Origin of the sequence: Streptomyces sp. MMG1533, from assembly GCF_001279775.1 — a bacterium.
Taxonomy (GTDB): Bacteria; Actinomycetota; Actinomycetes; order Streptomycetales; family Streptomycetaceae; genus Streptomyces.
The window spans coordinates 94,262-108,233 of record NZ_LGDG01000085.1; the positions used below are offsets into that span (position 1 = coordinate 94,262).

Consider the following 13,972-nt stretch of genomic DNA (forward strand, 5'->3'; position numbering starts at 1 on the left):
GGTCGCCGGGGGTAGATGAGCGTGACCATACGCGAACCGGGTACGCAAGCGCAGGCACCGGTTGGGGTTGCGTGACAGATGTGCGTTTTGTGCCCGCCCCGGCCTCACGGGACCCCGCGCTGAATTCCGGGGAACCTGGCACAGTGGAGGGGGAACGTTCGCGTTCCCGCAGGCGTTGTATACATGGAACCGGTGCAAGGAGGGCGAGCGCATGACGTACGACCGGCTGGTGTGCGCGAACTGCGCGGCGCCCGTGAGCGAGGGCCGGTGCCATGTGTGCCGCGCGAACCGCGAGCGGCTGCAGCAGGAGAACCTGTTCGCGGGCCTGAACCCCATGGCACTGATCACATTGCTGGCGGTACTGATCGCGGCGGTCGCGCTGCTGGCGCACCAGACCGCGTAGGACGCGGCCCGAAGACACACGAAGGGCCCGGAGCGGCTACCCGCTCCGGGCCCTTCACCGTACGGCGCGCGTACGGTTCGTAAGCAGACGGCTACCGTCAGGCGGCCGCGCCACCCCGGCCGCCCATGAGGCGCGGCAGGATGCGGAAGCCGATACCGCCGGCGATCATCGTGGCGGCACCGATCACCAGGAAGGTGGTCTGCGCGGCACCGGTCTCGGCGAGCTCCTCACCGCTGCCCTGGGCCGACGTGTCGGACGAGGTGTCCGTGCCGGTGTCGGTGAGGGCCGAGGAGCCCTCCTCCTGGGCGGAGGTGCCGGAACCGCCGTTGGGGTCGGCGTTGTTGCCCCCGCCGTTCCCGTTGCCGTTGCCGTTCCCGTTGCCGTTCCCGTTCCCGTTCCCGTTGCCGTTGCCGTTGCCGTTCCCGTTGCCCGGGTCGGTCGGGTCCTCGGTGGGCTCGGTGGGCTCGTCGGTGGGCTCGGTCGGCTCGTCGGTGGGCTCGGTCGTCGGCACGTCGGTGGGGACGTCCGTCGGCAGGTCCGTCGGAACGTCGGTCGGAATGTCGGTCGGGACCGGCGGCGTCGGAGTCGGCGACTCAGGGGCGCACAGAACGCCCAGGATGCAGTCGTCCGTCTCGGCGGCGGATGCGGCACCGGCTGCGGTCAGCGAGGCGCCGGCCGCGATCACGGCACCGGCGGCAATCCGCGCGATCCGGATCCGCGTCTTCTTGGTCATCTGGTTGCTACCCCCAGTAGCTCATCGTCAGTGAGGCGGCGCTCGGGGGCCGTGATCGACGGAGGAGGTAGCTGCGCATAGGCCCCCCGGTTCACATGCGCCCCAGAGATACGCATGCCGCGCTTTACCCTTCCCATTTTTCAAAGCAACGTCAAGGCCATTGCGCGCGCAATGTCCAACTAAGAGATCTTTGCCGGACATTGAAGTGTGTGAGTGTGATGTAAAACCCAGACATCAGGCACGCATCCGGGCACACAAAAGGCAACTGCCGCCGGGAGGGCGGCAGTTGCCTTGTCGACAAACTTACTTCTCCTGCTGCTTGCGCCAGCGAATTCCGGCCTCCAGGAACCCGTCGATCTCGCCGTTGAACACGGCCTCGGGGTTGCCGACCTCGAACTCGGTGCGCAGGTCCTTGACCATCTGGTACGGGTGCAGCACGTACGAACGCATCTGGTTGCCCCAGGAGTTGCCGCCGTCGCCCTTGAGGGCGTTCATCTTGGCCTGCTCCTCCTGGCGGCGCCGCTCGAGGAGCTTGGCCTGGAGCACGTTCATCGCGGTCGCCTTGTTCTGGATCTGCGACCGCTCGTTCTGACAGGAGACGACGATGCCGGTGGGGAGGTGGGTGAGCCGCACCGCGGAGTCGGTGGTGTTCACGCCCTGGCCGCCCGGCCCTGACGACCGGTACACGTCCACCCGCAGCTCGGACTCGTCGATCTCGATGTGGTCGGTCTGCTCGACCACGGGAAGGATCTCGACGCCCGCGAAGGAGGTCTGGCGCCGCCCCTGGTTGTCGAAGGGCGAGATGCGCACGAGCCGGTGGGTGCCCTGCTCGACGGAGAGGGTGCCGTAGGCGTACGGGATCTGCACGGCGAAGGTGGTCGACTTGATGCCGGCCTCTTCGGCGTACGACGTCTCGTAGACCTCGGTCTTGTAGCCGTGCTGCTCCGCCCAGCGCAGGTACATGCGCTGAAGCTTCTCGGCGAAGTCGGCGGCGTCGACGCCACCGGCCTCCGCGCGGATGTTCACGAGCGCCTCACGCGCGTCGTACTCACCGCTGAGCAGCGTGCGGACCTCCATCTCGTCCAGTGCCTTCTTGACGGCGACGAGCTCGGACTCGGCCTCGGCCTTGGTGTCCGGGTCGTCCTCCTCCTCGGCCATCTCGAAGAGCACGGAAAGATCGTCGATCCGCCCGCGCAGCGTCTCCGCCTTCCTGACCTCGGCCTGGAGGTGGGAGAGCTTGCTGGTGACCTTCTGCGCCTCGTCCGGGTTGTCCCACAGGGACGGCGCGGCCGCCTGCTCCTCGAGCACGGCGATGTCTGCCCTCAGCTTGTCGAGGTCCAGAACGGCCTCGATCGACTCCATGGTCGAGGAGAGGGACTTGAGCTCTTCGGATACATCGACGACTGCCACGCCTCCAGCCTAACGGCTGTGGCAACCGACCTCGGCCGTGCGGCACCGGGTGCTGGTCCGGGCCCATGGGGGCTCTGCCCCGGGCCCCTGGGCTTCGCCCAGGTGGAACACCTGTCGGGAGACCGAGTCGGGTGGTGGGCGGGCACAGGTCGGGGCTCCAGGGGGCGGAGCCCCCTGGTGGGGTTGAAGGGGCGGAGCCCCTGGCGTTCACGGTGTCGCCGGTGCCGAATTCTTCGTGTCCTGGGGCGTGCCGGGGTCGTCGCCCGAGGTTGCCGCCCATGTGCCCACACCGGCCGCGGCGACCAGGACCAGCGTGGCCACGCCCAGGACAAGACGCCGCCGCCGCGTCGCGGCCCGGTGCCGGGCCGACCCCGGCCTCGGTGCCCCCGCCGCCCGAGGCGCACGGGCGGTGCCCCTCGCGCCCCCGGCCAGTTCGTCGGGCGCCGGCACCCTCATCGACGTATGCGTGTCCCGGTTGGAGTCGGCCGGCTTCGCGCCCGGTACCAGCGGCACCGCGCCCCGTCGCCGTACCGGCGTCGTGGACACCGGCTCGTCCGAGGGCGGGGCCTCGCCCTGCTCCTCCTCGAACTCGGTGTCCGGCTCGTCCACGTCCAGCGGCGGCATGCCCGCCAGCATCGGCAGCAGCTCCCGCAGCCGAGCGCCCAGCTCGGAGGCCCGCAGCCGGGAGGCCGGAGCCTTGGCCAGGCACTGCACGATCAGCTGCCAGAGCTCGTCCGGGATGCCGGGGAGGGGGACGACCGTCTCCGTGACGTGGCGGCGCAGGACCGCACCCGGGTGTCCCCCGCCGAACGGCGTGAAGCCCGCAAGGAGCTCGTACAAGACGGTGGCCAGTGCGTAGATGTCCACCGAGGCCCGCGGCGGCAGGCCCTCCACGATCTCCGGTGCCAGGTAGTCCGGGGTGCCGATGATCTTCGTGGCCCTGGTTCGGCGCGGCGAATCGATCAGCTTCGCCACACCGAAGTCCGTCAGCAGCGCCGGATGCGACCCGCCGGGGCCCAGCGGGCCCTGCATGTCCAGGAGCACGTTCTCCGGCTTGACGTCGCGGTGGACGACCCCGGCCTTGTGCGCCGCCGCCAGTCCGTCCGCGACGTCCGCGACGATGGCGACGGCCGCCTCGGGCGCGAGCCGCTTCTCCCGGTCGAGCCGGGTGCGCAGGTCGGTGCCCCGGACGAGGTCCATGACCAGCGCGAGGTCGTTGCCGTCGACGACCATGTCGCGCACGGAGACCACGTTCGGATGCTCCAGGCCCAGCAGGGCCGTGCGCTCCTGCACGAAGCGTCCGACGAGTTCCTGGTCGGACGCGAGGTCCTCGCGCAGCAGCTTGACGGCGACAGGTCCCTCGGGTCCCTCGCCCAGCCACACCGTGCCGGCGCTGCCCCGCCCCAGGATCTGATGGGCGGTGTACCGGCTGCCGATCTTCCGTGCCAAGGCTGCTCCTACGGACGCGTGTTGTCGCTAAAACTACGCGCCGGAAGAGCCAACCTTCACCGCGGAGACGGAAATCACCCGCTGGGTGTCGACAAATCACCAAGCTCGGGCTTGCTACTGGCCGGAGGAGCTCCCGCTCAGGTCCCCGATCCACCCGGAAACCGTGTCGAACATGTCGCCGAGCTGCTGCCAGTAGCTCTTGCCCGTGCCGATCCACTCCTGCAGCGGGCTCAGCTCCCAGACCAGCCAGCCCGCGACGAACAGGATGACGATCGTGAACAGGCACCCCTTGAGGCAGCCCAGCCCGGGGATCTTCATCGGGTTGGCGCTGCGCTGCCGCCGCTCGCGGGGCTCGCGAGCGGGCCGCTGGGGCTCCGGCTGCGGGGGCGGCGCGTACCGCTGCGGCTGCTGACGGGGCTGGGGCTGCTGCTGCGGGGCGTACTGCTGTGGCTGTTGCTGCTGCGGATGGCCGTAGCCCCCCGGCTGCGGCCGCTGTGTGGGCCGCTGCTGCTGGGGCTGCTGCTGCGGCCGGGCGACCTGCCGTTGCGGGCGGCGGCGCAGCGGGTCCTGGCTGGGGTCGAGGTACTGGACCTGGGTCTGTTCGTTGCGGTCGCGGGCGGCGCGCAGCTGGTTCTGCCAGGGGTGCGGGTCCTCGGGCTGACCGGGCTGTCCCGGCTGCTGCCCCTGCTGCCCGCCCGGCTGGTGCTGCGGCACCGGCGGCATCACGGCGGTGGGGTCGGCGGCGCCCGTCGGCCCCCCGGGGGCACCGGGCCCGCCGGTGTGCGGCATGACGCTGGTCGCGGCGTTCGGGTCGTACGCGCCCGCGCCGTGCGGCAGCACCTGCGTCGGGTCGGCGGCGCCGGGCGCGCCCGGGACGGCCGCCGGGGCCGGGTCGGGAGCCAGCAGCGCGCCCACCGCCTCCGCGGCGGCGATCTGCGCGGAGTTCGCGTGCACGCCGATGCCCTCGGCGACCGTGCGCAGTCCGCGCGCGAGGTTCTCGGCGCTGGGGCGCTCGTCGGGGTTCTTGCGCAGGCAGCGTTCGATGACCGTCCAGAGCGGGTCGGGGACCGTGGACGGGCGGCGCGGTTCGGCGCTGAGATGCTGGTGGAGAACTTCGAGGGCCGACCCTCCGCCGAACGGGGGACGGCCGGTGACCAGCTCGTACATGAGGATGCCGGCGCCGTAGATGTCGACGGCGGAGGTCTGCGGGCGGCCCTCGGCGGACTCGGGCGCGACGTACGCGGGCGTGCCGACGAATTCGTGGGTGCGGGTCAGGCCGGGCGAGTCGGCGAGGCGCGCGATGCCGAAGTCGGTCAGCATCGGGTGCATCTGGCCGCTGTACTGCTTGAGCAGGACGTTCGCCGGCTTCAGGTCGCGGTGGACGACGCCGTCGGCGTGGCTGGCGGCGAGCGCGTCGGCGACCTGCGAGGTGAGCAGGGCTGCGGCGACGGGCGTGAAGGGGCCGTTCTCACGCAGGTAGCGGTGCAGGTCGGGGCCCTCGACGAGGTCCATGACCAGGGCCAGCAGATCGCCCTCGACGACCAGGTCGCGCACCCGGACGATGTTCGGGTGGGTCAGGCGGAGCAGGACGGAGCGCTCCCGCAGGAACCGCATCACGATGTCGGGGTCGCTCGCGAGCTCCTCCTTGAGGACCTTGATCGCGACTGTCTCGCCGGGCTGGCCCTGCACGGCCGCCTCGGCGCCCGCGGTCTCGCGCTGGCGGGCTCGCCAGACGGTCCCCGTGGCGCCGCGTCCGAGCGGCTCCTCGAGGAAGTACTTGCTGCCTACCGGCCGCACGTCATGCGCTCCCTGTTGCTGGCTTACCTGGTCCCCACACCGGGTGTCCGGCGTGCTATGGGTGTTCCGACCCACTGTAGTGCCGCTCTCCGGGGCACCGGGATGTCGCCTTTCTGTGCGTCTTACGTACCGGTTCCCGTACCCGTTCGAAGGAAAGACGCTCGACTCGATCCCGTTGGTTGCCGGAGCCGGGCGTGACCGATCTCAAATGGTCACGGGTCGGGCACTGGGCAGGCACTTTTGAGGGCAGAGCCGACCAATCAAGATCATTTGGTGATGGGCGGCGGGCACGTTGTCAGTGGCAGGTGCGAGGATGCCTCCTGTACTGGCCGACGTGCTCGTGGTGTTGGGGGAAGTCCGTGGCGTGGGACCGCGGAGCGGCTTCGTCCCCGTCCCCGGGTGCCCGCGCAGAAGGGACCGCTGACGGCGATGCACATCCGGCTGACCGTCGTAGACCCGCTGGGGTCGCCCGATCGGGCCCAGAGCCGCGCCGCGAGCTGCGACGTACTGGTCACCGCGCCCGCGGGCACCGCCCTGGCCGCGGTGGCGTCGGCGCTCGCCTCGGCGCTCCCCGCGGAGGCCGGCGCCCCGTCGGAGCGGAACCGGGAGGCGGGCGGCGGCCCGGCCGTGCTGTACGCCGGTGCGGAGCGGCTCGACGCCCAGCGCTGCACCCTGGGCGAACCCCCGCTGATCGACGGCGCTGTGCTGTCCCTGGGCGCCCCCGGCGAGCCGGAGGCGCATCCCGAGCTGGACGACGCGCCGACCCAACTCCACGTGGTCGCCGGCCCGGACGCGGGCGGAGTCCATCTCCTCCATGGCGGCCAGATCCACCTCGGCCGCTCCGCCGACGCCGATGTCCCGCTCGACGACCCTGACGTCTCCCGCCTGCACTGCGCGGTGACGGTCGGCCCCGACGGCCGCGTCTCGGTCGCCGACCTCGACTCCACGAACGGCACCTCGCTGGACGGCACGCGCGTGGGCACCCGCCCGGTCCGCTTCACGCCGGGCGCGCTGCTGCGGATCGGCGAGTCGGCCCTGCGGCTGGCCCCGGCGGGCGGCCCGGGGGCACGCGTGCGGACGACTCCCGACGGGGAGGGACAGGTGCGGGTGCCGACCGGCGGCGACACCGCAGGCGGACCGGCACAGGCTCCCGTGTCCGACGGCGGACCCACCCCCTCGAACAGGACGCGTCACGCGTACGGCCCCGCGGGCTGGGGCGCCTCGACCGGGACCCCGGGCGCGCAGGGCCACGGCCCCGTCGAACCACCGCTCGTCGTACCGGGCCAGGGCGGGGCGCCGCAGATCGAGACCAGGGGGGCTCGGCCGCACGGCCGGACGAGCGCCGTGCCCCTGGACGGCTCGGGCTCCGACGACAGCGGGGCGACCCACGCCGGGCGGTTCGGGGTGGGTGCGGCGGGCGGCAGCTCGAGCCCGGCGACCGGAGACTTCGGGCCGGCTCACGAAGGCCCGTCCGGGGCGGGCAGGCCCGGCGACGCCTCCGGTGCGGTCACCTCGGACGGCGGACGCACCCACGGAGACCGGTCCGGGGCGGGCAGGCCCGGCGACGCCACCCGTGCGATCACCTCGGACGGCGGACGGGCCAGCTCCGGCGCGTCCGGCGCCGCTCGGCAGGGCACGCATGCGGGCGACGGCCACGGAAACAGCCGGGGAGACGACCAAGGCCCCGGGCCCGGCGGGGCGGACTACGGCACGGACCCCGCCGCCCCCGGAACCGGCCGCCGCAAAGGAACCCCCCTGCGCGGGACCGACGTACCGCCCGGCCTGCGCAAACGCGGCGGGCTCTCGGCGTGGGCGCGTCGGCTGACCGGCGGCCGTGGCGAGCAGGAGCCGGCCGGACACGGGGCGTACGACGAGACCGGGGACACCGCCTCCCCCGCATCGCAGACTGCACCTCCGGCCCCGTCGTCCCAGGCCCCCGAGACCTGGCCGGACCCGGCGGCGCTGCTCCTGACGGCGCTCGGCCCCGGGCCCCGGCTGTGGGAGCGCGGCCCGGGCCACCCGGAGGCGCTCACGGTGCGGCTCGGTACCGCGGACCGTGCGGCGCCCGACGGCTCGGGAATGCTGCCCGCCGTTCCGGTGACCGCCGATCTGCGCGAGGCCGGGGCGCTGGGGCTGGCCGGACCGCGCGAGCGACTTGCCGGGCTGGCCCGCGCGGTCATCGCCCAGCTCGCCGCGCTGCACTCCCCCGACGCCCTGGAAATCGTCCTGATCAGCGCGGACCGCTCCCGCCCCGTGGCGGAGCGCACCGCCGAGTGGTCCTGGCTGGGCTGGCTGCCGCATCTGCGCCCGGGACACGGCCAGGACTGCCGCCTCCTCCTCGCCTACGACCGCGAACAGGCCACGACCCGCACCGACGAACTCCTCCGCCGCCTGGAGGACCACCTGACGGATGCCGCGGTCCCCGCCTCCGCCCAGCAGACGGCCTCGTCGTACGGCACCGACACGAGTGCCCCCGGCGACCGTCCGCCGCCCCGCGGTGCGAACCACCGCCCTTCCTGGGCCCGGGACGACGACGCGGTGGACGAGGACGGGGGCGGTTTCCCCGGGCCGTACACCGTGGTCGTCGTGGACGGCGACCCCGGAGGCGCCGCCGTCCGCGAGGCGGTGGCGCGGCTGGCGTCGGAAGGTCCACGAGCCGGCATACACGTCGTGTGCCTCGCGGAGACGGCACCCGCGTCGCCCGCCTCGCCGGTGACGGAGACGTACGAGGCGGCCTGTGCGGCGGCACCGGCGTTCCGCGAGTGCGGTGCCGTGGCGCTGCTCAGCGGCGACGTGGCGACGGCACTGCGGCTGATGCGGGTGGCGCGGGCGGGCACGGACGGTTCCGCCACGCCCGCCGCCCCCACCAGCCCCGCGGGGCCCGTGGGCCACGGCACGGTCGCCACCCTGGACGCCGTCTCGCTCGCGTGGGCCGAGCGGTTCGCGCGGGCGCTGGCCCCGTTGCGGGCGGAGGGCGCCTTCGGTGAGCGGCACGCGCGCGTGTCGGCGCCGCTGCCCCAGGCGGCCAGGCTGCTGGACGAGTTGGGGCTGGCCCGGGCCACCCCGGCGTCGCTGATGACCCGTTGGGCGGACGCGGCCGACGACACGGAGTCGCTCGGCGGGCGGGCCTGGGCCGTGCTCGGGGCCGGACCGCGCGGCCCGGTCTGCGCGGACCTCGCGACGGAGGGCCCGCACCTGCTGATCGAGGGACCGGCGGGCAGCGGGCGTACGGAACTGCTGCGGGCCGTCGTCGCCTCGCTCGCCGCCGCCGAGCGGCCCGACCGGCTGAGCGTGGTGCTGATCGACGGCCGGGACAGCGTGGGCACGGACGGCGGCGGACACGGCGAGGGCCTGCGCGTCTGTACGGACGTACCGCATGTCACCACCCATCTCACCGCCAACGACCCCGTGCGCATGCGGGAGTTCGCCCAGTCCCTGAGCGCCGAGCTGAAGCGGCGCGCGGAGCTGCTCGGGCGCTCCGACTTCGCCGAGTGGCACACCGGGCGCGAGGTGTCGGGCCGCATAGTCACCCAGCGGACGGCTACGGCACGCGGTGCGTCCGGTACATCCGGTGCGTCCGGCGCCGGAGAGCACACCGGTGACCTGGACACCCCGCCCAGCTCCACCCTCCGGCTGCGGCCGGCCGCCGCCCGGCGCCCGACGGAGGCCGCAGTGCCGCTGCCCCGCCTCGTCGTGATCGTGGACGACCTGGACGCCCTGGTCTCCCCCGCGTTGGGCTCGCCCGGCAGGCCCGCGGCGGGTTCGGTGATACGCGCCCTGGAGGCCGTGGCCCGCGAGGGCGAGCACCTCGGCGTCCACCTGGTGGCCGCGGCCGGCATCGGCGGCCGTACGGCCCAGTCGGACCCGGCGCGGCTGGCGACCCTCCGTGTCACCCTCGACGTCCCCACCCCGGGCCCCGACGAACCGGCCCCGGGACGCGGCCGCCTGACCTGGGCGGACGGGCGCGCAACCGCCTTCCAGGGAGGCCGCGTCACCGGCCGCATCCCGCGCACGGCGACCCTGCGGCCGACGGTCGTTCCGCTGGAGTGGGAGCGGATGGGTGACCCGCCGACCCGACGCCCGGTACGGGAGTTGGGCAACGGCCCGACGGACCTGGCTCTGCTGGCCAGTGCGTTGGAGCGGGCGGCACGAGAGGTCGCGGCGACCGAGGTGCCGTCGCTCCTGTAGCGCCGGATCTGCACGATCCCGCCCATCCGGCGCCTGAGGACGAGGCAGTTCAGGCCGATAGCGGTGGTCCGGGCGCGGCAGCCCCCGGCGGATGCGAGCCACCACCCACCCACACCTGGTCACGAGGGGGTCACGATCCCCGACTTGACACGCGACGCGCTCTTGCCGCCCCCAACCCCCCGGGCGTAGACCAGACCGCACGGGACAGCGCTCGAACGTTCGACGAGGCACGAAGAACGGGGCAGTGATGCGCAGCACGAGCAGTATGAACCGGAAGAACAGGGCCGCGAAAACCGCGGCCGCCCTCGTGGCGGGAGCCCTCGCGCTCTCGCTGACCGCCTGCGGCAGCGACGACGACAAGAGCAGCGACAACGACACGACCGCCAAGGAGACCGGCACCACCGTCACCCTCCCCAAGCTGGACGGCAAGAGCCTGGAGGTCGCCGCCGTCTGGAGCGGCGCCGAGCAGGCCAACTTCAAGAAGGTTCTGGCGGAGTTCGAGAAGCGGACGGGCGCCAAGGTGACCTTCGTGCCCGCACAGGACCCGATCGTCAACTTCCTCGGCTCGAAGATCGCGGGCGGCCAGCCGCCGGACGTCGCGATGCTCCCGCAGCCCGGCGCCATCAAGCAGGCCGTGGACAAGAAGTGGGCCAAGCCCCTCGGTGCCGACGCCCTCAAGGAGTTGCAGGAGAACTACTCCCAGGGCTGGCAGGACATCGGCAAGGTCGACGGCAAGCAGTACGGCGTCTACTACAAGGCCGCCAACAAGTCGCTGATCTGGTACAACGCCAAGGTCTTCGAGAACGCGGGGGCCACCGAGCCCAAGACCTGGGACGAACTCCTCACCACCGCACAGACGGTCTACGACTCCGGTGTCACCCCGTTCTCCGTCGGCGGCGCCGAGGGCTGGACCCTGACCGACTGGTTCGAGAACATCTATCTCTCCCAGGCGGGCCCGGAGAAGTACGACCAGCTGGCCAAGCACGAGATCAAGTGGACGGACCCGTCCGTGAAGGACGCGCTGACCACGCTGGCGCAGGTCTGGGGCAAGAAGGACTACGTCGCGGGCGGCGCGGCCGGCGCGCTGCAGACGGACTTCCCGGCCTCGGTGACGCAGGTCTTCACCGGCGGCGACCAGCCCAAGGCGGGCATGGTCTACGAGGGTGACTTCGCGCAGGTCAACATCGTCCAGGCAGGTGCGAAGGTCGGCACGGACGCGAAGGTGTTCCCGTTCCCGGCCGTGGGTGACAACGCGCCCGTGGTCTCCGGCGGCGACGCGGCGGTGATCCTGAAGGACTCCGAGGCGGCACAGGCACTGGCCACCTTCCTGGCCTCCCCGGACGCGGCGACCGTCCAGGCGAAGCTCGGCGGCTACCTCTCGCCGAACAAGAACGTGGCGGACTCGGCGTATCCGAACGCGGTGCAGCAGAAGATGGCCAAGGCGCTGATCGCGGCCGGCGACGACTTCCGCTTCGACATGTCCGACCAGGCCCCGCAGGCCTTCGGCGGCACGCCCGGCAAGGGCGAGTGGAAGGCGCTGCAGGACTTCCTGAAGAACCCGAAGGACATCGCCGGCACCCAGCAGAAACTGGAGGCCGACGCGGCGGCGGCCTACGGCGGCTGACGGGATGACAACCGCCCCCGCGGCAGGGGGCACCCCGCCCCCTGCCGCACCCAAGTCGCGCAAGAGTGTGACCGGCACCCGCAAGACCGTGGCAGCGATGTTCCTGCTGCCCGCTCTCGTGCTGCTGGGCGCGCTCGTGGTCTACCCGATCGGGTACTCGGTCGTCCGCAGCTTCTACAACCAGGCGGGCGACGGCTTCGCCGGATTCGACAACTACGAGGCTCTGTTCACCGACGACGGCATCCGTACGGCACTGAAGAACAACGTCATCTGGGTGGTGTTCGCCCCGACGGTCGCCACCGCGCTCGGTCTGATCTTCGCGGTGCTGACCGAACGGGTGCGCTGGGGCACGGCGTTCAAGCTGGTCGTCTTCATGCCGATGGCGATCTCGATGCTGGCGGCGGGCATCATCTTCCGGCTGGTCTACGACCAGGACCCGGACAAGGGCGTGGCGAACGCGGTGTGGGTGGGCGTCCACGACACGTTCGCCGAGGCGTCCGCGTTCCCGAAGGCGCACCCGGGCCGCGATTCGCCGCTCGTGGCGCAAGGGGGAAGCTTCGTCACCAAGGCGACGGTCCACACCGGCGACACCGTCACCCTGCCCCTCGTGGGCGTCGCTCCCGACCAGATGCCCGGCGACGCGAAGAAAGCCGTGGCACCGCAGGCCGATCCGGGGAAGATCACCGGCACGACCTGGCAGGACTTCACCCGCGGCAAGGGCGTGGGCACGCTCGGCGCGCCCGACCCGACCGAGCTCGGCTACCCCGGCATGAAGATCGAGGCGGTCAAGGACGGCAAGGTCGTCGCGTCCACGAAGGCCGCCGACGACGGCACCTTCACCTTGCCGGAAAAGGCCGACGGTGCCCAACTCCGGCTGCCCGCGAGCAACTTCAAGGAGGCGTACAACGGCCTGGACTGGCTCGGCCCGTCGCTGGTCACGCCCTCGATCATCGGGTCGTACATCTGGATGTGGGCGGGTTTCGCGATGGTGCTGATCGCGGCCGGGCTGGCCGGGATGCCCCGTGAACTCCTGGAAGCGGCCCGGGTGGACGGGGCGAACGAGTGGCAGGTGTTCCGCAGGGTCACGGTCCCGCTGCTGGCGCCCGTCCTCGCGGTGGTCGCCGTCACCCTGATGATCAACGTCCTGAAGATCTTCGACCTGGTCTTCATCATCGCGCCGGGCTCCTCGCAGGACGACGCGAACGTCCTCGCGCTGGAGCTGTACCGCAAGGGCTTCTCCGAGGACCAGCCGGGCGTGGCGAGTGCCATCTCGGTGTTCCTGCTCCTGCTGGTCATCCCGGTGATGTGGTTCAACGTCCGCAGGCTCAAGCGGGAGGTGCGGCGATGACCACCCAAGTCGACAAGCTCACCGGAGCGGCCCCGGGCGAGAGCGTGAAGCCCAAGCGCTCCCTCGGCTCCCGCCTCGCCGAAGGCGTCAGCGGCGGTCTGCTGCGCGTGTTCCTCATCGTCGTCGGCCTGTTCTGGCTGGTGCCGACGATCGGTCTGCTGCTGTCCTCGCTGCGCCCGCCGCGGGAGATGGCCGCCAGCGGCTGGTGGGAGGTCTTCTCCAAGCCGTCCCAACTCACCTTCGAGAGCTACGACAAGCTCCTGCAGAACAGCGACATCACGAATTCGCTCGTCAACACCGTGCTGATCACGGTCCCGGCGACGGCCCTGGTCGTCGTCATCGGCGCGCTCGCGGGCTACGCGTTCGCCTGGATGGAGTTCCCGGGCCGCGACTGGTGGTTCCTGGGCGTGGTCGGCCTGCTGGTCGTGCCCGTACAGGTGGCGCTGATCCCGATCGCCGAACTCTTCGGCAAGCTGGGCCTGTTCGGCTCGATCTTCGGTGTGGTCCTCTTCCACACGGGCTTCGGTCTGCCCTTCGCGGTGTTCCTGCTGCGGAACTTCTTCGCGGAGATCCCGAGGGAACTGCTGGAGGCGGCCCGGCTGGACGGCGCCGGTGAACTGCGCCTGTTCACCCGGGTCGTGATGCCGCTCGGCGGGCCCGCGATCGCCAGCCTGGGCATCTTCCAGTTCCTGTGGGTGTGGAACGACATGCTGATCGCGCTCGTGTTCTCCGACGCCGACAGCCAGCCGATCACGGTCGCGTTGCAGACCCAGGTACGCCAGTTCGGCAACAACATCGACGTCCTGGCACCCGGCGCGTTCATCTCCATGGTGATCCCGCTGGCCGTGTTCTTCGCGTTCCAGCGGCAGTTCGTGTCCGGCGTGATGGCGGGCGCGGTCAAGTAAAGGGCACGGAGAGTCACTTCAAGGGGCGGGCCACACCGGTCCGCCCCTTGATTCACCCGCCGTCCCCCGAATGCCGTAACGCATCGTGACCAAAACACCCGGTCGGCCGTTCCCG

Annotated in this window: 9 protein-coding genes; 5 read left to right on the forward strand and 4 right to left on the reverse strand. The window is 72.0% G+C overall.

From position 1 onward, the window contains the following. Positions 1-211: 211 nt before the first annotated feature. Positions 212-403 (forward strand): hypothetical protein, encoded by a 192-nt coding sequence (locus tag ADK57_RS11710; RefSeq protein ID WP_053749337.1) that lies wholly within the window; start codon positions 212-214, stop codon positions 401-403. A 97-nt stretch (positions 404-500) separates the two neighbouring features. Here ADK57_RS11710 and ADK57_RS11715 read toward each other — a convergent pair whose 3' ends face one another. From ADK57_RS11715 to ADK57_RS11730, 4 genes are all read right to left on the reverse strand, one after another. Then, complete coding sequence (locus ADK57_RS11715; protein WP_053749338.1) at positions 501-1,136, reverse strand: LPXTG cell wall anchor domain-containing protein; 636 nt, start codon at positions 1,134-1,136, stop codon at positions 501-503. 303 nt (positions 1,137-1,439) lie between these two features. Further along, positions 1,440-2,546, reverse strand: a complete 1,107-nt coding sequence (gene prfB, locus ADK57_RS11720) for a peptide chain release factor 2 (RefSeq protein WP_053749339.1) — start codon at positions 2,544-2,546, stop codon at positions 1,440-1,442. Positions 2,547-2,753: 207 nt separating this feature from the next. After that, positions 2,754-3,995 (reverse strand): serine/threonine-protein kinase, encoded by a 1,242-nt coding sequence (locus tag ADK57_RS11725; RefSeq protein ID WP_053749340.1) that lies wholly within the window; start codon positions 3,993-3,995, stop codon positions 2,754-2,756. Positions 3,996-4,109: 114 nt separating this feature from the next. Then, positions 4,110-5,792 carry a serine/threonine-protein kinase gene (locus tag ADK57_RS11730; protein WP_053749341.1) on the reverse strand — a complete coding sequence of 561 codons (1,683 nt, stop codon included), beginning with the start codon at positions 5,790-5,792 and terminating at the stop codon, positions 4,110-4,112. A gap of 429 nt (positions 5,793-6,221) precedes the next feature. On the opposite strand from ADK57_RS11730, the gene ADK57_RS11735 reads away from it, so the two are divergent. The 4 genes from ADK57_RS11735 (at position 6,222) to ADK57_RS11750 (ending at position 13,857) form a co-directional block, all read left to right on the forward strand. Then, positions 6,222-9,980, forward strand: a complete 3,759-nt coding sequence (locus tag ADK57_RS11735; RefSeq protein ID WP_053749361.1) for an FtsK/SpoIIIE domain-containing protein — start codon at positions 6,222-6,224, stop codon at positions 9,978-9,980. A gap of 247 nt (positions 9,981-10,227) precedes the next feature. Beyond that, the gene (locus ADK57_RS11740) at positions 10,228-11,604 is read left to right on the forward strand and encodes an ABC transporter substrate-binding protein (RefSeq protein WP_053749342.1); all 1,377 of its coding nucleotides are present in this window, start codon (positions 10,228-10,230) and stop codon (positions 11,602-11,604) included. Between the two features lie 4 nt (positions 11,605-11,608). Beyond that, positions 11,609-12,952: a carbohydrate ABC transporter permease gene (locus ADK57_RS11745; RefSeq protein WP_078973071.1), complete on the forward strand. Its 1,344-nt coding sequence runs from the start codon at positions 11,609-11,611 to the stop codon at positions 12,950-12,952. Continuing rightward, the gene (locus ADK57_RS11750; RefSeq protein ID WP_053749344.1) at positions 12,949-13,857 is read left to right on the forward strand and encodes a carbohydrate ABC transporter permease; all 909 of its coding nucleotides are present in this window, start codon (positions 12,949-12,951) and stop codon (positions 13,855-13,857) included. The genes ADK57_RS11745 and ADK57_RS11750 overlap by 4 nt, the downstream gene beginning before the upstream one ends. Positions 13,858-13,972: the final 115 nt, after the last annotated feature.